Below are 19,685 nucleotides of genomic sequence, written 5' to 3'. Positions count from 1 at the left end.
GGGGTCATGGACGAGGGCGAACGCCGCTGCGTCGTCATGCCTCGCTTACCCCACCAACGTGTTGATTGCTGAGGCGAACAGTGTCAGGCCGTCGGTGCCGCCATGTCCGGAAACCTCAACGGAGCCGTCCCCGCCGAATGATTTCGAGCGCTGCGCGCGACGAACCGGGCCGAAACCGCTTTCCACGGCGTGCTCGGGGTGCGGCATGAGCCCAACAACGTTGCCCTGCTTATTCGTGATGCCGGCAATGTCGTGAGCCGACCCGTTCGGATTGACATCCACGTAGCGGAACACGACGCGACCCTCATCCTCAAGCCGCTTGATCGTGTCGGCGTCAGCCTGGAAGCAGCCTTCGCCATTCTTGAGCGGAACTGTGATCGTCTGCCCCTGCGTCAGGCTCGAAGTCCACGCGGTGTCAGCGTTCTCCACACGCAGCGTCTGATCGCGGCAAATGAACTTCTGATGCGTGTTGCGGATCAGCGCGCCTTCCAGCAGGTGTGATTCGCACAGAACCTGGAAACCGTTGCAGATGCCCAGCACCGGCATGCCTGTGCGGGCCGCATCAACGATCGGTCCCATAATGGCGGACACCGCTGCAATGGCGCCGCACCGCAGGTAGTCACCGTAGGAAAAACCACCGGGCAGAATTACTGCGCCCACGCCCTGCAGGTCCGTGTCCTTATGCCACAGGCGCACCGGCTCACCTCCGGCCAAGCGCACAGCGCGAGCCGCATCCTGGTCATCGAGCGTGCCCGGGAAGGTCACGACTCCGATTTTCACCTTCGGACTCATTGCGCATCACCGTGAGCGCCCTCGTCAACGAGAAGTTCTTCGACGCGCACGACGTCCTCAATAATCGGGTTTGACAGGACTTCTTCAGCGGCGCGGCGTGCCTGGGCGAGGTGCTCATCCGTGACGGCGCCCTCCACATCCAGGTGGAAGCACTTGCCCTGACGCACAGATGTGAAGCTGGAAATTCCCAGTCGCGGCAGTGCGGATCCGACTGCTTTTCCTTGCGGGTCAAGGATTTCTGGTTTCGGCATCACTTCAACAATGATTCGGCCCACTGGGTCCTCCTGGTTTCTTAAGGTGTCGGCGGTTAATGTGGTAGCTCTGTCAAACGGTTCACTGACGTGGCTGGTTACCCGGTTCCGGTGCCTGACCGGTGAGCAGCGTGTACGCATCAACGTAGCGTTGACGTGTCGCCTCAACGATCCGGTCAGGCAGGCGCGGCGGCTGCTCGCCACTGGCGCGATCCCACCCGGATTCTTTGGAGGTCAGCCAGTCGCGCACATACTGTTTGTCGAAGCTGGGAGTCACCTGGCCTTCAACCCACTGGTCGGCGGGCCAAAAACGCGACGAGTCCGGCGTGAGTGCCTCATCAGCCAGGACCAGCTCACCGCTGTCCGGGTCAACACCGAACTCGAACTTGGTGTCAGCGATGATGACGCCGCGCTCGCGAGCGATGCGCGCCGCCTCCGAATACAGCTTGATGGACGTGTCGCGCAGCGCTGCCGCTACGTCGCGCCCCACCATGTCGGCTGCACGCTCGAAGGAGATGTTTTCGTCGTGTTCACCCAGTTCAGCCTTAGCTGCGGGAGTGAAGATCGGTTCAGGCAGTTTCGAAGCTTCGGTCAGGCCTTCCGGCAGGTGGATCTCGCACACTGTGCCGGACTGCTTATATTCCGCCAGACCGGAGCCGGTCAGGTATCCACGCACCACGCATTCGATGGGATACATGGTGAGCTTCTTGCACACTACTGCGCGCCCTGCGACCTGGGCGGGCACCGGCTCATCAAGCAGGTGGTTCCCCACAATCGAATCGAGCTTGTTCATCCACCACGTCGACAGTCCTGTCAGCACCAGGCCCTTGCCGGGGATTTCGGTGGGCAGAATATAGTCGTAGGCGCTGATACGGTCCGACGTGACCATCAGGAGTACGCGCCCGTCCTCACTTTGGTACAGGTCACGCACCTTGCCAGAATTAACGTGTGTCCACCCGTCCAGTTCGACTGCCTCACTCATTTTCTTCTCCCTCACTCCTTGCGCTGAACTGCTGATATGCGTGTGCCTAGGCGCTGAGTCCGTCTGGCCATTGCGCGATGTCACGCCGAAATTGGCATTCAGGGAAGTCAATGCGTTCGATTGCCTCATACGCTGCGCGGCGTGCCTCATCAATGGTTGCTGCACGCGCCACGACGTCCAGTACGCGTCCCCCATCAGCGACGAGGGTGGCGTGCGCTTCACTGTCCTGCGCTGCGCCGACACTTTTTGTGCCGGCGTGGATGAGGTGGACTCCAGGCAGTTCCTCTGCGGCTTCGGCTCCGCGGATCGTTTGGCCGGTGCGCGCACGAACGGGGTATCCAGGTGAGGCCAGGACGACGGTGACTGCCGCATCGTCACTCCAGGTCGGGGCCGCTGCCTGGTCAAGGGTGCCGCGCGATGCTGCGTCGAGCAGGTCAAGCAGTGGGGATTCGAGACGCTCCAGGACGACCTGTGTTTCCGGGTCACCGAAGCGGACGTTGAATTCGACGACGCGCACTCCACTCGAGGTCATCGCCAGCCCGCAGTACAGCAGACCGGTGAACGGTATGCCGCGCTGCGCCATGCGGCGCACCGTTGGTTCTGCGATGGTGCGAACAACCTCGTCGGCAAGTCCGTCGTGGAGCCACGGCAGCGGCGAGTAGGCACCCATTCCACCGGTGTTCGGCCCTTCGTTGGCGTCCTGAAGGCGTTTGAAGTCCTGTGCCGGGACCAGTGGGACGACGTGTGTGCCGTCGCTGATGCAGAACAGGGAGACTTCCGGCCCATCGAGGTAGTCCTCGATGACGACGGCACCGTCGGGACGGTCCAGGCAGTGGCGCGCATGTTCGCGTGCAGCGTCAGTGTCAGCGGTGACCAACACACCTTTGCCTGCGGCCAGTTGGTCGTCTTTGACAACGTGAGGGGTGGTGCATGTGCGGAGCGCCTGGTCAACCTCGTCCATCGTATGACAGGTGAAGGAGCGGGCAGTGGCGACGCCGGCCTCGTCCATGACAGTTTTGGCAAAAGATTTTGATGCTTCGAGGCGGGCGGCTTCCTTGCCTGGGCCGAAGCATGCGATGCCCTGCGCGCGAACCGCGTCAGCCAGTCCGGCGACGAGGGGGGCTTCCGGTCCGATGATGACTAGGTCAGCGTTCAGGTCGCGTGCGCGCTGCGCGATGGCGTCGGAATCGTTGGGGTCAGCGGGGTTGGCACCAGCGAAGTCCACAGGCGTGGCGATGCGGTCAATTCCGGGGTTTCCGGCTTGAGCGAACAGTTCAAGCGGTGTGCCGCGTTCAGCCAGAACACGGGAGTGTGCGCCAGTACGGATCAGTGCGCGCGCGATGGCATGTTCGCGCCCACCATTGCCAATGAGCAGAACCTTCACACCTTCAGCCTACCGAACTGTCAGGCCGTAAACGACGCCTCAGTCCCCTACTTTCGGTTAGACCAGTCACCCCCACAGGCTTTGTCATGTCCTATGTCGAGTACATATGACCGGACAAATACTGCGGAGCCTGTGCGCGATCTGTGCTGTCTAAGCCGGTCGTGTCACCACTTGCCATTCGGCCTGGTGTCGCGGCTGCCATCCAACGGGTCGACGTCGCTGTTGGTTTCCTTCGAGCGTCGGTTGAGTTCCTCGCGGCGGCCCTTTTCCTCCTGCGTTTCCCCCGCATAGGGGTCATCGCGCGTTTCCGGTGGCGCCGCGGGGTTCAGATCACTGCCCGGATCGGGTGGCGGCTCGGCGCATATAATACGACTCACGTTTCACCATCGTTAGTCTATGTAAAAGTGGCAAGATGATGAGATTTGACTAAATTCAGATAGAGAGCCCTTGACGAAAATTACAAATCACATCCGTTAAGCGGTTTCGCAGCTTTACTCCAAAGGATAGATCATTTTTAAAGCATCTTACAATTTTCGGTAGATTAGTCCACAGATTTTACACAATTCGAAAGCCTTTTAGTAGCAAGCATATCTTGAGTAGAAGAGATTCTACAACATAGATACTCATAGCTAGAATACACGAATTCCACCCAAGACAGTTGGAATTCAAAGTCACAAAATCCAAAGAAACCCGCGCACATCAATGAAAATGCTGTATGACCGCCTGATTCTATAGTTCGATGACGAGGCAGACTATTCACGTTAAGGGCATAAAGTATGCCTGTCACAGGCAGGAGATGACCGTCTATTTCTACGAACTATAACCTCACACGACTCGAGTACTGAACGCCACTCGGACGATGCGTAGATCTAGGTAACTGCCGAATAGAGCTTTCTCTTCCACAGTTTACGAAATTTACTTCTCTACGGAGAAGCAGCCCTACCACTATTAGGTCCTCACTACGCATCACAAAGGGGTGGGGCTTTGCTGTGGTGCAAAATCGACCTCTAACTCCACGGAGAAACAAAACCACATAACTCGAGTTAATCTAGTAAAGATTCCCCACCGGTAGGCAACGAAAAGATCGATATGAAACCAACACGAGCCGACGTGGCTAAGCTGGCAGACGTTTCTCCGGCCCTTGTGAGTTACGTTGTCAATGGCGGCCCCCGCGCGGTCTCTCCCCAAGCTCGGAAGCGCATCGAGGACGCAATAGAGCTTCTCGACTATCACCCCAACCCCATTGCCCGCGCTCTACAAAGTGGCTCAACCAAAATGATAGGTTTAATCACCCCATCCCCAACCAATCTTTACTTCGCCGAATTAGCACAACTGATTGAGGAAGAGGTCTCAGCCTCATCCAACTTACTCGTCATGGGTATTACTAATGAGGACCCCTCTCGCGAGTTGCGTTACGTAAAAGCATTTGCAAGCAGGCACCTAGACGGCTTGCTCATTGTCTCGAGTCGTGCAGCCGACCTGGTGGAGGAAGCTTCAAAAGAGCTGCCGATAGTCACTCTAGACAGAACTTCAAGACTCTCGGGCGCCTCCAGCGTTTTCATCGATAACAAAAATGGCGCCGAAATAGCTGTAAGGCATTTACAAGAACACGGTATTGGGACGATCGCATGCATTGGAGGTCCCAAGGGACTCCTTCTGTCAGAAGAGAGAATCTCCGGATGGAAGACTCAACAGGAAACTGCGAATCTAGAGGCTACACCTGCCTTGATATCGAGAGGCACCTTCACGCCTCTAGGCGGATACAGAGCTTTCCGCGACTTAGTCTCAACTCCTGAATTTAAAGAGAAGTTATCAAACTCGAAGGGACCTATTGGGCTCTTCATTAGTTCTGATGCGCAAGCGATTGGGGTGCTTCGTGCCTGCCATGAACTAAAATTACGGATACCAGAGGACATAAGTTTCACGTCATTCGACGGTGCAGGCAATAGATTTAATCAAGTTCCGGAGTTCACCTCGCTCAGACAGCCACTAAAAAAACTCGCCAAGACATCTATCGAAGAGCTATTTCGTCTCATAGCTGAACCAAAACAATCTCCCCGAGAGATACTCCTCGAGGGGAGTCTCAGAATTGGCGAAACCTGCGGATGCTAGTTCATTTCACCTCCTAAACTCCTAGCCCCTTCTCCGGCACATTCAAATGCTGCGCGCCTTCCACTTGGACCATCTCGGTTCCAAGGTCCACTCCTTTTCGCACAGCCTCTTGGAGTTGCACACCCGATGCCAAAGCAGCTGCGAATGCGCCAACAAAAGCATCTCCCGCTCCGGTGGTATCAACGACCGCTACCTTTTCAGCTGGTACCACTGCTACTTCACCCGAAGTTCTACAGAGCAATGCCCCATTGCTACCACCCGTGATAATCGCAGCTCTCGCCACTAAGGATGCTAGAGCCGGAGCAAGCTGCTTCGTCTCTGTCCAATTCACAAATTTCTCATCCAAAACTTGGCAAGCTTCGATCTCATTCACAATGAGATAATCCACCTTCTTGAGCACCGCAGTCGGCAACATAGCAAAAGGCGCCAAATTAAGAACAATGACTGCTGAAATCTCATAAGCATATTCGATAGCCGCTATCAAGGTGTCTCTTGGGATCTCGGCTTGGCATACCAAGACTTCGCCCTCGTGCAGATAAGTGGACAAAACAGTGCTCACAGTCGCCGAATCGAGACTGGAATTTGCCCCGCTGTCGACGAGGATATAATTCTCTCCCGTTCGGTCTATGACCACTGTTGCATTCCCAGTTTTCATGCCACCAACATGCTGCACAGACCCGTAGGTCTCCACTCCAGCCGAAGTCAAAACTTCGAGAATCTTCTTAGCGGCACTATCTCTACCCAAACATCCGACAAAAACGGCAGACGCGTTCTGGCCAGCTATCGCAAGCGCCTGATTAGCACCTTTTCCTCCACAAGTTGAACTAGCACTACGAACAAGTAAAGTCTCGCCAGGTTCGGGGAACTTATCGACTGCCAAAGTTAAGTCCCAATTTGCAGATCCGACTACGACTATTTTCTTCTTGTTCAACATGTAAACTCTACTTCTCCTCTGCCAATGAGGCATCCATGGAGAAAAAACGCTGGAGTACAAACATCATCAATGCCGGTACTAATGACAAAAGAACGGTTCCAGCAAAATTCTGACCATAATTAATACCGTGCTCACCAGCGGTGTTCGCTAGCGCCACAGGCGCCACCTGCTTATCCCCATCTGAAATAATCAGCAATGGCCACAGATACGACGACCACTGCCCAAGAAAAATCAAGATAGATGCATTTATCATCGCAGGAACGCCCAAAGGAGCATAAACCTGAAAGAGAATCCTCGGCTCTGATGCGCCGTCGAGCATCGCTGCCTCTCGATACGAATCTGGAATCCCAAGAAAGAACTGTCGCATGTTAAAAATCGCCAATCCATTCCCTATCCCAGGCAAAATAAGACCAATATATGTATTTGCAAGTCCCCAATCGGTAAAAAGGGATGAGAGAGGAATGGCAACTGCTTCAAACGGGACCATGAAACCGATCACCACAACAGCAAACAATGCTGTCCTTCCGCGAAAACGCAGGACTGCTAGTGCGTATGCAGCCATTAGCGATAGTATCAATCCAATACAAACAGAACCGATACAAACGATCGCAGAATTCATTAGGTTCCGAGCAAATTGTCGCACAAATAGGAGCACCGAATAATTCTCGAGAGTGAATTTTGACGGTATTAGACTCTTTATACTCAGAGGACGCAAAGAAGACATAACCTCTATAGAGGGTCTAAATGAACCGAGGGCCATCCAAAGCGCCGGCAACAAAAAGACCATGCAAAGAACAATAACGGTCAGAAGCAGAACCGCTCTTTTTACTCTTCCCCTCCCATTCTTCACATTTCTAAGTTTATACATCTTTGCGATCCCTCAATAGCCAGAATTGTAATCCAACAAAAATAAGCATAATCAAAGTTAAAATTACGACTTCCGCTGCACCCAAGTTTCGGTTTCCGTACCCGTAAGTTGTCCGATACGCATCAAACATCAACAGGGTGGTGGTATTTTCAGGCCCGCCATTCGTGAGCATCTGAATCGGGACAAATAACACAAAATTAGCGACTGTGTCAGCCACCAGCACAAATAACAATTGTCGCTTCAATAGCGGCAACGTAATCGACCAAAATGTGCGAAGAGGACCAGCTCTGTCGATACTCGCGGCCTCGTAGTACTCACGAGGGATGTTCTCAATTCCTGTGATTAGAAAAATCATCCAGTAGCCAACGCCAATCCATGTGGCAATCAGCATTATGGATGCTAAAGCCTGAGATGGACTCGTTAGAAATGGTTGGGTCGTTACACCTAATACCGACAAGATCGCGTTCATGGGTCCGTCTTGCCGCAATATGGCGCCCCACGCGATGGAGGAACCAACAATTGGGATTGTTGCCGGTATGAACAGTAGAGTTCTCCACAGCCCCGTTAGCGCGAGCTTCCGCGTCATCAAGATCGCCAACAATAGCGCTATAGCGACCTGTAGCGGATTTATTACGAGGTTGAACACCAAGGTGCGAAGAAACGTTTCTAAGAATTCTGGATTGCCGAACAAGTGACGATAATTTGCGCCACCTGCAAAAAATGGTACTGAAAGTCCCCCAGGAAGAGCCTTAAAGAAACTACTCCACAAAGCCTGTAAAGCCGGCGCTATCCTTAGAGAAAAAATCGCAACGAGAGCCGGAGCTAAGAAGACGACCGCCCAGATGGCGTCACGTTTCTTACCGTTAAAGCTCGGCTTCCTAGCCCCGCGCCTCGTTGTTGTTCGGCTGAGCAACTTCCTCACGCCTTTTGAACTACTCATAAACAGCCCAAGCTGTTTCTAGTTGCTGCTGCGCAGTCTCTAATGCACTTCGAGGATCTCCACCGTTTCGTACATCAGCAAAAGCACGGTTAAGAATCTCTTCGAATTCAACATACCCAATAGTACTTGGGCGTGTTACAGCAGTATTAGCGAGCTCATAGTCAATGATTTTGATTGCATCTTGCCCTGCTGGTCCTTGGAATATCTCCCTGTTAAAGTATGTCTCTCGCCCTGTGGAAGTAGCAGCGAGGTCGGGTGTAGGACGGTACTTCGTGTACCCATCTTCGCTAGACATCCAGTCCATGAAGATTGCCGAAGCCTCTTTCGCCTTTGAATAGGGATTCATTCCTAGCGACCATGAACCAGTCGGAGTAATCGGATCTTTACCCTCGAATGTCGGGCTAAGCGCTGCACCCCACTCAAAATCGATATCTGCCATCCCGTCAACAAGCCAAGTTCCCTGCTCAATATATGCGATATTACCGGCGATAAAATCATCTTGGACTTCTTCTTCTCCTCGGGGAGCAACCCCATCAGAGAACAACGATCCATACCACTCCAAAGCAGAAATCCAATTTTCGTCGACAACGTCAGGAGTCAGATTGTCCTCGCCAGTCACGCCTGTACCGCCGCCAGTTCCCATCAAAATTGGCTGCATTTGATAATATCTATCGAATTGTCCTAAAGCCATCCCCCACTGAACGCCCGTTTTTTCTTGAACAGTTTTTGCATCCGCCGTTAGCTGTTCCCATGTGATGCGGTGTTCCGGATCTGCTGATGGAGCGTCCACACCCGCCTTATCTAGAAGAGTCTTGTTGTAATAAAGAATCTGTGTCGACGTTGCAATTGGCGTGGACCATAATTTCCCATCATACGAACTTGCTTCCTTAGAAGGCTCATCCCACTTGTCAGTTCGGCCAGCGAATTGATCAGTTATGTCTTCCAAATATCCTCGTGAAGCTAAAGAAGCGACGCGCGGTTGATCGACCCAGTAAACGTCAATCGATCCATTTTTCTGGCTCACACGAGAATCAACTACTGAATTAAGGTCAGAGAAGGGGACAGTTTCCCATTCGACATTGATGGAAGGGTGTTCTTCCTCAAATTTATCGACAACGCTCTGCATTCCCTCCACATCCAAAGATAAAATGCTAAGGACCTTAATTGTCGCCGTTGGATCCTCTGAAGGAAATTCCCATCCTCCAGAAGCTGAGTGACCATCGCCACCAGAACATGCGGTACACACAAGTGCGCCCGAGACCAGCGCAGCTACGACTGCTCCAGTTCTTCTCTGAAACATCACGATTCACCTTTTCCTAACTAATTCTTGACAAAGTTGAGTAGAAATATTTCTTAAACTTATCGACGTCTACGTCGACCGCCACTTTACAGTTCGGCGATCGCGTGGTCTTTGACTCGAGAAAATCTGCAATCGCCATTCCCCGGAATGACTCCGAGCCACAGCAAAACTTCACGTACGCGTCCCGCCATTGAATAACGCTACTGTCACTTAGGGCTGCAACTGCAAGCGGATCATGCATCGCACAAGAATCCTGATCTTCAACAACTCCAGGATTTTCCGTAGCTATGTATTTGATCCACTCTCGGGTGTATTTCCCTGCATACCGAACAAAACTCACCTCAGACTTTTCCATCTCCTCAACCTCATCAAGCCCAAGACGAGTTTTGAGTGTCACGTCGAGGCCCACAAACCGGACTCTGATGCCCGAATCAACGACAATTTGCGCCGACTCAGGGTCGACCCAAATGTTAAATTCTCCTGGCATATTTGCCCTATGCGTGCTCTCAGAGAAAACGCCACCCATCACCACTATTTCACTGATGCAATCCACTATTCCTGGATCGAGACGTAGAGCGAGAGCAAGATTAGTTAAAGGTCCAATCGCAAGGATTACAAGTTTTCCTTTCGAACGCCTAGCAATTTCCACAATCTTAACCGCAGCGGAGGAAGCAGCCGTCGCATCGCTAAGTACGCACTCCCCTTGCTCTCGCAACACATGATTCGGCTCGCGCAAGAGAGGACGATCAGCACCTCTAAATACCGGAATATCGGAAGCTGTCAACTTCTCGAGCAATTTAACTGCCAACTCCGTGGCAGTACATACATCAGTATTTCCATTTACCGTAGTAATGGCATTTATCTGAATCGAGGGATCGGCTACAGCCAAGGCTAGAGCAAACCCATCGTCAATATCCGATCCAGGAGCCCCCATGGCAAGATCAGTATCCAAGATCACCTGTGTCGTCACTGTACCTCCTCGTCAGATCAACACGTGTTGATTATTGTGACATCATACCTATAGGGATGTCAATCTCAGAATCGCCAGAAGGGTTCTAAACGAGTCTTTCTGTCAGCAGGGCCTCACCTCCGTGACAACTAGAGGATCCATCCCCTCAAGTTTCGTCTCTTTCGCCCCGCGAGAAGCTGATCTTTATTTCCAACAGCGCTCAGCGTTGACAAGCTATCTACCGGACTTCCAATGCCGACAGTCTTTTCGCGCTATACTCCACTTCTAATTTAAGAAGTAGGGCTACTTTCGACCCAAAGGAAGATTTCTTACAAACGCCAGAGAGCAAACGTGGAATATTCGCTGCCCCAACGAGACACAGATTTTTGCGTTTCTAAAAGAACCTCGCAATACGGCCCCCCCACCCCCCACAAAACTCTTACAGGACACCGCGCCAGTACGTAAGCTCAATCTCGTGGAAAGATCCAAGACAAGATTTCCAACCTTCGAAGCCATAGACCGCAACAGTTCAACAATCGTTGAAGGCTATTTTCCACACCGTGCGGAAGCAAATAATCCAGCGTCACCACTTGCCATTCGGCCTGGTGTCGCGGCTGCCATCCAACGGATCGACGTCACTGTTGGTTTCCTTCGAGCGCCGGTTGAGTTCCTCGCGGCGGTCCTTCTCCTCCTGGGTTTCATCCGCGTACGGATCTTCGCGCTTTTCTGGAGCAGGCGTGGAGTTCGGATCATTGCCTTGATCGGGCTTCGGCTGGGGCTGACGGGTGCCGCCACCCTGGCCATCAGAATCGTCCTGTTCCCCGTCTTTTCGATCCTTCTGACCGTCAGGCAGCTGGTCATTCGCACGATCGCGCTTAGGTGAAATGCGGTCATTTGTCTGATCCGCCGGCGAGGACTGCTGATCGGACTGCGAACCAGAACCTGAGTCAGAGTCGGAATCCGAGTCGGAATCTGAATCTGAGCCGGAGTCCGAATCCGATCCGCCACCGCTTTGCGACTGGTCGCTGCTTTGCGACTGATCACTGCTCTGGGATTGATCACCGCTTTGGGAATTATCGCCACTTTGTGACTGATCGCTTTGCGGCTCGTCGCCGCTTTGAGACTGGTCACCGCTTTGCGGCCGACTGGTGTCATCGGGCGCCCGGCAAATCTGAATCAGCTCGAGCGCCTCGTCGTAGGTATCACGCGCGCCCAGATGATCACCCTGAGCTTCCAGCCCGTCAGCCATGATTTCTTTTCCAACGGCCAGGTTGTTCCTGACCATGCATTCATAGGAGTAAGGCTCGATCGTGCCGTCCTCGTTCTTGACGGCCTTGGGCACCAGCTCGAACGCAGTCGACAACTGAGAAACACCGCCGTCAACCTCGCCTTCAGCCAGGAAAGTCGTGCCCTTGTTGTAGAACGCAAGCCACCGCTCCGGTCCGCGCTGAGTGACCGTCATCTGACCGTCGTAGCCGCCCATCGCTTTGTCGTAATTTCCGGAGCGGTATGCTACCCCAGATGCGTGCGACCACAGTGTCAATCCGATCAGGAATGCCGCTGCCAGCAAGACGATCAGCATGAGCGGCAACGTCCACCACAATAATGCGAGCGACCCTGGGGCACGGGTCTTCGACGCAGCTTTACCGGCAGAGCGCCCACCGTGTGACGACGCACCTGCACGCGAAGGATGCGCGCTGGCATCGTCATGTGGAGCCTGCGCACTGGCTCCGCCCGCAGAGGATTGCGGACGAGCAAAGTCGTACGGTGGCTGATCAGATGACATGAGCCCTCCTCATCTTGCGCATGCGGGCCACGATTGCCGAGGCTTCCCATGCCAGCAACACGGCAAACACCAATGCGAACGGCCAGACGTAGTAGCGGTACACCTCAACTGTGTCACGTGACTCCGATATTAGCTTGCCCTCAGAGTTGAACTGAGCAGCATGGTCAATAATCGACCCGTTATCGGGCGAATGGACATAGTCAGCACCGAGCTGACTGGCGACCTCACGCAAGGCACCTTCATCAGCAGATGAGATCCCGTCCCTGGAAGGGTCCTGCGGGTCGGGGATGTAGCCGGATTGGGATTGATCGAGTGAGCGCGTCTTCATCCGGCCCCCCTCGGCAGTTCCATACCCGATGACCAGCGCACCGTCACATGCCTCTGCCACTGAACGCCAGTCCCCAACTCCCTGCGAGGCATCCTCGGTGTTCTCCCCATCGCCCATGACGACGACATAGCGCGAGTTTCCGCCGCGCGATTCCTGAGCCTTGGTGAGGTAGCTGCGCAGGTCACTCACAGGGCGCGCCAATGATGAGCCCTGGGACGAGGAGGACAGTTCCTGGCCCATGATCTGCATGTACGAGTCGATCGCGCCGATGTCGCTGGTGACGGGCAAAACCCGCTCAATGTCACGATCCCACGTGAAGATTGAGAACCTGGCGGCTGGCATGTGGTCAACGATCGTGGCAACATCCGCTTTGACGCCGTCGAGGCGCGGCAAGCGGTCAGGACCATAATCTTCGGCCGCCATCGATCCGGTGCGGTCGATAACGAACCACAGTTCGACATCCGAGGTGGTGCTGTGCGACTCCTGCCTGATGGACGGACCGGCAAGCATGAATGTCATGAGTGAGACGATCAGGAGGCGGCGAACCAGATTCACGCGCGAACTCATCGCACGTCTGCGAGCGCCCCAGACACACAGTGCCACGCATGCAATAAAGAAGATGGCGAGGACCCACAGGGAGACAATGGGGCGGAAAATCACGCGTCTATCTCCTTTGCCTCAGCCCGGTTGCCTGGTGCGCCGACCCGTTCCCACAAGTGGAAACCTCCTGCGAGGAATGCTCCCCGTGAAGGTCGCTTCCGCCATAGGGGACTTCTCGCGCAGAAACTCAGGTCTGCAAGTACCACAGTAGCGGAAATCTGAAAATTGGAACATCCGTCACGACCCGTGATGCTCAAGTCGTTTTCCATCCGTTACGCTCGTGTCATCACAGCTGCCTCACCCTTGCGCGAGTACATTGGTGCGACCCGCAAAGAAGCGCCCGACCAGTTTCGACTTACATGCCCCACGTGCTGCGGATCGCCTGCGCAAGCATGCGGGTTTCGGTGACCAGATCCGTGCCGAACACGGTGGCCTTGTCTTTGTCGTGGCACGCTCGGGCCGCCAGCCACTGCACCTGCAGCCCGTCAGAAAGAGCTACCAGACAGCGCGCGAGAGATCGAGACGGCGCATCCGGTCTTACAGTTCCCGTTTTCTTCCCCTCATCAAAAGCGCGGGTCAACATTTCAATCGTTGTGGCGAGGTGACCGGTAAACCATTCATGAGCCGGATGCTCATCGCTCACGGCAGCGCCACTCATCACCGAGTAGAGCGCCACCCCGGTGGGATCCTGCACATTCCGTTCAATCAGGTGCACCCACTGGTCAAGGAGCTTCCACGGGTCGTCGGTCGAATCGAGGAGGAATTCCTCGTGAGTTTTCTGGTCACGCTGGGTCAGAACGGCCGCGAAAAGCGCATCCTTGGACGGGAAGTAATGCAGCAACCCGGCTTTGGAGATCTCCGCTGCCCGCGCGATCTCCGCCAGAGATGTTCCCGCATATCCCTGATGAGCGAAAAGCTCGACCGCCTCGTGCAGGACTCGGGCGCGCTTGTCTTCACTGCCGGCGGGAGGACGTCCCGGCTGACGGCGCTTTCGTGGTTCTTCGCGTGTGGCCATAGTGTGATTGTTCCCCGAGGATGGCTCATTTTCAATCACCATGCGCAGCTCACCGGTTTTCGACATGCTGTCACACTACAAAACAGTAACAAAGCGGCCATATTGCGGGCGCCAGTGCCTCCTCACGCTTCGCGCTGACACAATGGGAACGTCCCACATGAAGGAGTGACACTGGCAATGAGTCCACGTGACACCATGATCGTCGATGCACCGTGCGGCCCCGTGCAGGGTATCTGCCGGCCAACATCCCACCCTGGATCCGACTCGTGGGCGTTCTTCGGCCTTCCCTTCGCGCAGCCACCGACCGGTCCTCTGCGTTTCCTCGCCCCACGGCGCCGCTCACCCTGGGAGCAGCCCATCGACGCCACGCGCCCCGGCGCCACTGCGCAGAGGCATGCGCTCCTTGATGTCACCACCATCTCTGAACCGTCAATCGCCGGCGATGACACGCTTCTGGTCAACGTTTTTACGCCTCATCCCGGCCGCACCGATGCGCGCGCACCCGTCATGGTGTGGATCCACGGCGGTGGATACGTCGCAGGGTCTCCCTCGTCCCCCTGGTACGACGGGAACGCCTTCAACCGCGACGGCATTGTGACGGTCAGCGTGTCGTATCGCCTTGGCTTCGACGGTTTCGGCTGGGTCGACGGCTCCGATGCGCCCACGAACAGAGCGCTGCTCGATCTGATCATGGCGCTGACCTGGGTGCGAGACAATATTGCGAGCTTCGGCGGTGACCCCGATAACGTCACCGTGGCCGGTCACAGCGCGGGAGCAGCCTGCATCCACGCACTCATGGCATCCGGGCAAGCCGAGGGACTATTCCACGCCGCGATCTGTCAGTCTCCCCTGCCCATCACGCTGACCGTTGACGACTCTCACGTCACGGCCGTACACATAGCCCTCGCAGCGGGTATCCCCGCCACCCTCGACGGTTGGTGTTCCCTGAGCGAGGAAACCATCTACTCCGCTCAACAGCACCTCATCATCGCGCTGGGCGAGACGGCACAGATGCAGGTTGACGCTGACGGTTGCGATCCGCTCACCATCGAATGCCCGCAGCGTTCCCCCTTCGGCCCCGTCATCGGAGACCCGGTCCTGCCTGATCACCCGGCCGTAATTGCGCGTACGCCCGGCCACACCTCGGTGCCACTGCTGATCGGTTCGACGGCGCACGAGTTCGCAGGTGAAAACGACACAGGCACTAACCCGGCCACCACCGAGCAGGCCGCAGCCATTGCCTCCGCGCTGCAGACGTGCGGCTGGACCGCGGACGATGCCCGCCGATTCGTCGCACGCTGGAGCGCCTTGCGCGCCCCTCGCCAGATCCTGAACCAAGCGATCAGCACCGAGCCGCTCGTCCACGCCCCGCTTCGTCGCTGCCTGCAGTCCAGGGACGAGGGTGGCGCTGCTACCTGGCGCTACTGTTTTCAATGGCCGTGGCCGCGTCAACTCTCCCAGCACTGCTTCGATCTGCCGTTCTCATTCGATGTGCACCACAATCCAGAAGCTCAGACCGCGCTGGTGCGCTTCCCCACTGACATCGAGCCGCCGCAATCCGCGCTCACCACGCTGCGCAACGGTTTCGACGCGCCGGTTTACGACGGGGAACTGGATGAGGACAGTCGCTCCATGCATGAGGACTGGGTGTATTTCATTCGCCACCACAGTGCACCGTGGCCGCAGTGGGATCCGCATTCCGCGCAGGTGCGCCTGTACTTCTAGCGACCGGCAGCGTCCGCCTTTCCAGCGCCATCTGCGCCCGCACTCTCAGCAACCACACGTGACAGTGGCGCCGCGGTCCCCTCGTCAATGACCCTGACGAGCGGTAGTGGTGCTAGATGCGCATCCATGCCGCCAATGCAAGCAGGCCGAGCAGGCACCAGCCGCCGAAGGACAGAGCACCTTCAGGCCGGTCCGTTTCCACAACCTCACCCGTTGACAGTTCGGCGGTCTGCTCATCCTCGATCTCCTGCACCACCGAATCTGTCAGGCTCGGGTCACCCAGCGTGTACATCTGCCCGCCGGTGCGTTCGACCTGCTCCTGCATCTCTTCTGCTTCACCGAAGCTCAGGGACAGGTCCGGGTACAGGCCCGTGACAGTCACGCCGTACTCGATCGCCAGGTCAGTGGCCTCCTGCAGGGTATACAAAGGCGTGCCCTGAATCATGTTGTCGGTGGCGAACAGGACCGTGCGTGAGCGCTCCTTGTCTGTGTGGTCGAAGCCGTACACACAGGACGCCAGGCCGTCACCCGACTGTGAGGAGACGATGTCGGAGGTGTCCGGATCAGGGTCGTTGGGGTCAATATCCCAGATCTTCGGGTCATTGATGTGGCGGAATAAACGCTCCACCTCCGGTGTCATGACCCAGAAACTGTCCGGCATGTTGAAGTTGCCGGAATCGATCGTGTCAATAATCTCGGCAAAGACTTCATGCACCATGTCGTAGTCATCGGTCAGAGGAAACACAATCCAGGAACGGCCCGACCACAGCTGCAGGGAGACACGCTCGCCGGCAAATCCCGACACAATCGAATCGAAGGTTTCAATGATCTGCATGTCGTATGGCAGCATCGACCCTGACGCATCCAGGCACATGATCATGTCACGAGACTGCACGCTGTGGTTATCCACGCGCCGGTCAACCGGCGATGCCGCCACCACGGCAGTGCTCAACGTCAAACCCAGCAGCAGCATCACCACACCCAGCAGCGCCAGGCGTGAAAGGTTTTGCAGCTGGCGGTACTTCGGCAACGTCCGCACGAACCCACTGTTGGCGACCCACGCTTCGTGGCGGTGAGCGCGCGACCGGTCACGGAAGAAGATCCAGCTGGTCAGCGCCCCTAAAACGACAATGCCGATGACGACGGCAATAAACAGTGGGAATTTCATGAGTCCACCACCTGCCGTGCCTGAGCAATCACGGCACGCGTGTCAGCCTGGTTCTCTTCCTGGAACGAGGGGTCTTCGCACGCGTTCAGCACGTCAGCCAGCTCTGTCCACGTGGGCACCAGCTGGCGGATCTCTTCAACGGTGGCCACTTCCAGGTCACGCCCCGTTCGCTGAGTTCCCAGCGCACGCATCAAACCGGCAACGGCCAGGTGCACGCCGCGTGTGTCCAGGTCGCCCTCGTCCTGCCGGGCGGCAATCTGCGTGAGAAGTTCGTTGTAACGTTTCTTTTCGGCCTGTGAAATCGTCATCAGTTCGGGGTGGTCCGCTTCGCGCGCATTGCGCCACCTCCACAGGCAGATCGACAGCCATGCGATGACCAGGAGGATCAGGACGCAGCCGGTGATCCACATCCAATGCGGGTAGGTCAGCGTATCCTGCAGCGAATCAGTGGGCACGACCGCTCCTTTCAAGCGCTGTGACAAGGGCACCAGGCACCGCCGCAACCGAATCCATCGACACCTGAGTGACCCCCACTCGCGCCAGCATCTCCGACACTGCCTGCTTGCGTTGATGCGCCACGATCGCGGCCTGCTCCGCCAGTTTCTTGTCACCGATGACGAATTCAGGCAGCTGACCGGCGTTGACGTCGATCACTTCGGTCCCTTTCGGCAAGGATGCCGCCAGCATGTCCCCCACCTGCATGACGATCACGCGGTGACGCACCGTGAGGCGTTTCAGAGCCTGCTCATCGGACAACTGCGGGCGCGTCTCATCTGTCACGATGACGATCAGGGATCGGCGGCGGGTTGCGGCGAACGCCCTCGTCAATAGCCTGTGCATGTCCGAGGGAGGCGCTGTCAGGTCGATGTTCGCCTTGAGCTGGCGCAAAATCATCTCCGCATGCTGGTTGCCGGAGCGAGCGGGCACGTGCCGCAAACGACGTGAATCGCCCGCAACCATACCTACCTGGTCGCCGCGCATGGAAGCCAGCCACGCGACAATGCGGCACGCTTCCAGGGCAACTTCGTTCTTTGACTCCCCCGAAGGTGCGAGGGCGCCCATGGATCGCCCGGCGTCGACCACCAGCATCATCTGCACGTTGGCGGTTGCTTCACGACGCTTGACGATGGGTTCCCCGGCTCGGGCGGTCGCTTTCCAGTCAATGTCCTTGACATCGTCGCCGCGCTGGTAGACCGCCATGTCACGAAACTCCATGCCCCGCCCGGTTCGTTCAGACGAGTGCCGACCTTCCATCACCGACAGGAGACGCCGCATGACAGGCAATTCGACGCGAGTGCCGATTGCCTGGAGCGTGCCGCGAGACGTGCCTGATGCCATGATGCAGATCCTTCTGGGTGTTTACGGCACCGGGACGGCGTTGAAGACAGAATCGATCAGGCGATCCACGTCCACACCGTCAGCGATCGCATCATAGGTGCGGATCATGCGGTGACGCAGCACTGCATGGCGCATCGCTTTGATTTCCTCAGGGGTGACGTAGTTGCGACCTGACATCAAGGCGAGGGCCTGAGAGACGCGCATCAGGGCGATACCGCCACGCGGGGAGGCTCCTACGCGCAGCAGTTTACTCACTGGCTCGACGTAGCGAGGACCCTGGCCGCGCGTGGTGTTGATGATGTCAACGATGTAGGCCTTCAGGGTGTGGTGAATGAAGACGCGGTTCGTCATCTTCTGCAGCGTGGTCAGATCCTCGAGGCTGATCGGTTCTTCCTGGATCTGCGCATCCATCGTGCCCGCATCGATGCGTTCGAGGACTTCGAGTTCTTCACGAGGCTGAGGGTAGGTGATGATCTGCTTCATCAGGAAGCGGTCCATCTGAGCTTCGGGCAGAACGTAGGTGCCTTCCTCTTCGATGGGGTTTTGCGTAGCCATGACCATGAAGGGTTTGGGCAATGGGTAGTTCACGCCGCCGATCGTTGTCTGAGCTTCCTGCATGGCCTCGAGCATGGCTGACTGGGTTTTCGCTGAGGAACGGTTGATTTCGTCCAGGAGCACGAGGTTGGCGTGAACAGGTCCGAGCTGCGTGACCATTTCGCCTGTCGCCTGGTTATAGACCTGCGCGCCGATAATGTCATTGGGCATGAGGTCAGGTGTGCATTGGATACGCCTGAAGGAGCCGGATACTGCTGAAGCCAGGGTCTGGGCTGCTGTTGTCTTGGCCAGGCCAGGGACGGATTCAAGCAGGATGTGCCCGCGTGCCAGCAGTGACGCGATCAGTGCACGTCGCAGGTCATCCTGTCCCACCACACGGGAAGCGAAAATGCGTTCCACCCGAGACAGCAGGTCTCTGGCGTGGGAGAGTTCCTCGTCAGTCAGATAGTTCGGGCTCTGGCTCATGAACAGTATCTTTCTTCTTCAACTGTGCGATCGACGCACTCATTGTCTCACTTTGGTTGATGCGCCTCTGAGGCTAGTCTACGTTCAGGAAGATCACGATGGCTAGATAAAGACGAAGGGGCCCGTCTGGTTTCCCAGACGAGCCCCTGAACGTTCAGGCTGCGAGCCTCACTGGGAGACTACGCACCACCGA

Annotated in this window: 19 protein-coding genes; 2 read left to right on the top strand and 17 right to left on the bottom strand. The window is 56.3% G+C overall.

The genetic code is table 11. The features are described 5' to 3' along the window. Positions 1-45: 45 nt before the first annotated feature. The 5 genes from purQ to AC1EJ1_RS01595 form a co-directional block, all read right to left on the bottom strand. The gene (gene purQ, locus AC1EJ1_RS01615; RefSeq protein ID WP_480295239.1) at positions 46-792 is read right to left on the bottom strand and encodes a phosphoribosylformylglycinamidine synthase subunit PurQ; all 747 of its coding nucleotides are present in this window, start codon (positions 790-792) and stop codon (positions 46-48) included. Further along, complete coding sequence (locus AC1EJ1_RS01610) at positions 789-1,067, bottom strand: phosphoribosylformylglycinamidine synthase subunit PurS (protein WP_058237317.1); 279 nt, start codon at positions 1,065-1,067, stop codon at positions 789-791. Before AC1EJ1_RS01610 ends, purQ begins: the two co-directional genes overlap by 4 nt. Positions 1,068-1,125: 58 nt before the next feature. Continuing rightward, positions 1,126-2,025 (bottom strand): phosphoribosylaminoimidazolesuccinocarboxamide synthase, encoded by a 900-nt coding sequence (locus AC1EJ1_RS01605; protein WP_480295238.1) that lies wholly within the window; start codon positions 2,023-2,025, stop codon positions 1,126-1,128. A gap of 46 nt (positions 2,026-2,071) precedes the next feature. Beyond that, positions 2,072-3,409, bottom strand: coding sequence for a phosphoribosylamine--glycine ligase (gene purD / locus AC1EJ1_RS01600; protein WP_480295237.1), 1,338 nt, complete (start codon positions 3,407-3,409; stop codon positions 2,072-2,074). Positions 3,410-3,573: 164 nt separating this feature from the next. Continuing rightward, entirely contained in the window at positions 3,574-3,786 is a 213-nt protein-coding gene (locus AC1EJ1_RS01595) for a hypothetical protein (protein ID WP_480295236.1), read from the bottom strand. A 712-nt stretch (positions 3,787-4,498) separates the two neighbouring features. Here AC1EJ1_RS01595 and AC1EJ1_RS01590 point away from each other — a divergent pair. Then, complete coding sequence (locus tag AC1EJ1_RS01590; RefSeq protein WP_480295235.1) at positions 4,499-5,521, top strand: LacI family DNA-binding transcriptional regulator; 1,023 nt, start codon at positions 4,499-4,501, stop codon at positions 5,519-5,521. A 13-nt stretch (positions 5,522-5,534) separates the two neighbouring features. On the opposite strand, the gene AC1EJ1_RS01585 is transcribed toward AC1EJ1_RS01590, so the two are convergent. The 8 genes from AC1EJ1_RS01585 to AC1EJ1_RS01550 all read right to left on the bottom strand — a co-directional run bounded on the left by AC1EJ1_RS01585 (position 5,535) and on the right by AC1EJ1_RS01550 (position 14,307). Continuing rightward, on the bottom strand, positions 5,535-6,455 hold the full coding sequence (locus tag AC1EJ1_RS01585) for a ribokinase (protein WP_480295234.1): 921 nt from the start codon (positions 6,453-6,455) through the stop codon (positions 5,535-5,537). Between the two features lie 7 nt (positions 6,456-6,462). Then, positions 6,463-7,074 carry a carbohydrate ABC transporter permease gene (locus AC1EJ1_RS01580; RefSeq protein WP_480295233.1) on the bottom strand — a complete coding sequence of 204 codons (612 nt, stop codon included), beginning with the start codon at positions 7,072-7,074 and terminating at the stop codon, positions 6,463-6,465. Between the two features lie 241 nt (positions 7,075-7,315). After that, complete coding sequence (locus AC1EJ1_RS01575) at positions 7,316-8,263, bottom strand: carbohydrate ABC transporter permease (protein WP_480295232.1); 948 nt, start codon at positions 8,261-8,263, stop codon at positions 7,316-7,318. Continuing rightward, positions 8,256-9,563 carry an ABC transporter substrate-binding protein gene (locus tag AC1EJ1_RS01570; protein WP_480295291.1) on the bottom strand — a complete coding sequence of 436 codons (1,308 nt, stop codon included), beginning with the start codon at positions 9,561-9,563 and terminating at the stop codon, positions 8,256-8,258. The genes AC1EJ1_RS01575 and AC1EJ1_RS01570 overlap by 8 nt, the downstream gene beginning before the upstream one ends. Before the next feature lie 16 nt (positions 9,564-9,579). Beyond that, complete coding sequence (locus AC1EJ1_RS01565) at positions 9,580-10,533, bottom strand: nucleoside hydrolase (protein WP_480295231.1); 954 nt, start codon at positions 10,531-10,533, stop codon at positions 9,580-9,582. Between the two features lie 562 nt (positions 10,534-11,095). Then, on the bottom strand, positions 11,096-12,298 hold the full coding sequence (locus tag AC1EJ1_RS01560; protein WP_480295230.1) for a tetratricopeptide repeat protein: 1,203 nt from the start codon (positions 12,296-12,298) through the stop codon (positions 11,096-11,098). Next, entirely contained in the window at positions 12,288-13,286 is a 999-nt protein-coding gene (locus tag AC1EJ1_RS01555; protein ID WP_480295229.1) for a VWA domain-containing protein, read from the bottom strand. The genes AC1EJ1_RS01560 and AC1EJ1_RS01555 overlap by 11 nt, the downstream gene beginning before the upstream one ends. 295 nt (positions 13,287-13,581) lie before the next feature. Continuing rightward, a complete protein-coding gene (locus AC1EJ1_RS01550) occupies positions 13,582-14,307 on the bottom strand; it encodes a TetR/AcrR family transcriptional regulator (protein WP_480295228.1) in 726 nt (241 codons plus the stop codon). 111 nt (positions 14,308-14,418) lie between these two features. On the opposite strand from AC1EJ1_RS01550, the gene AC1EJ1_RS01545 reads away from it, so the two are divergent. Continuing rightward, the gene (locus AC1EJ1_RS01545; RefSeq protein WP_480295227.1) at positions 14,419-15,966 is read left to right on the top strand and encodes a carboxylesterase family protein; all 1,548 of its coding nucleotides are present in this window, start codon (positions 14,419-14,421) and stop codon (positions 15,964-15,966) included. A 112-nt stretch (positions 15,967-16,078) separates the two neighbouring features. Here the strand turns inward: AC1EJ1_RS01545 and AC1EJ1_RS01540 are convergent, their stop codons facing one another. Genes AC1EJ1_RS01540 through AC1EJ1_RS01525 form a run of 4 tightly spaced genes read right to left on the bottom strand, consistent with a single transcriptional unit; the run spans position 16,079 to position 19,492 of the window. After that, on the bottom strand, positions 16,079-17,134 hold the full coding sequence (locus AC1EJ1_RS01540; protein WP_480289549.1) for a vWA domain-containing protein: 1,056 nt from the start codon (positions 17,132-17,134) through the stop codon (positions 16,079-16,081). Then, positions 17,131-17,589: a hypothetical protein gene (locus AC1EJ1_RS01535; protein WP_285014993.1), complete on the bottom strand. Its 459-nt coding sequence runs from the start codon at positions 17,587-17,589 to the stop codon at positions 17,131-17,133. The genes AC1EJ1_RS01540 and AC1EJ1_RS01535 overlap by 4 nt, the downstream gene beginning before the upstream one ends. Next, a complete protein-coding gene (locus tag AC1EJ1_RS01530) occupies positions 17,579-18,472 on the bottom strand; it encodes a DUF58 domain-containing protein (protein WP_070727780.1) in 894 nt (297 codons plus the stop codon). Before AC1EJ1_RS01530 ends, AC1EJ1_RS01535 begins: the two co-directional genes overlap by 11 nt. A 21-nt stretch (positions 18,473-18,493) precedes the next feature. Beyond that, positions 18,494-19,492: an AAA family ATPase gene (locus AC1EJ1_RS01525; protein WP_058237327.1), complete on the bottom strand. Its 999-nt coding sequence runs from the start codon at positions 19,490-19,492 to the stop codon at positions 18,494-18,496. Between the last annotated feature and the right edge of the window lie 193 nt (positions 19,493-19,685).

This window comes from Pauljensenia sp. C0170B4 (assembly GCF_056590235.1).
This window is presented reverse-complemented; position numbering and strand designations above follow the sequence as displayed.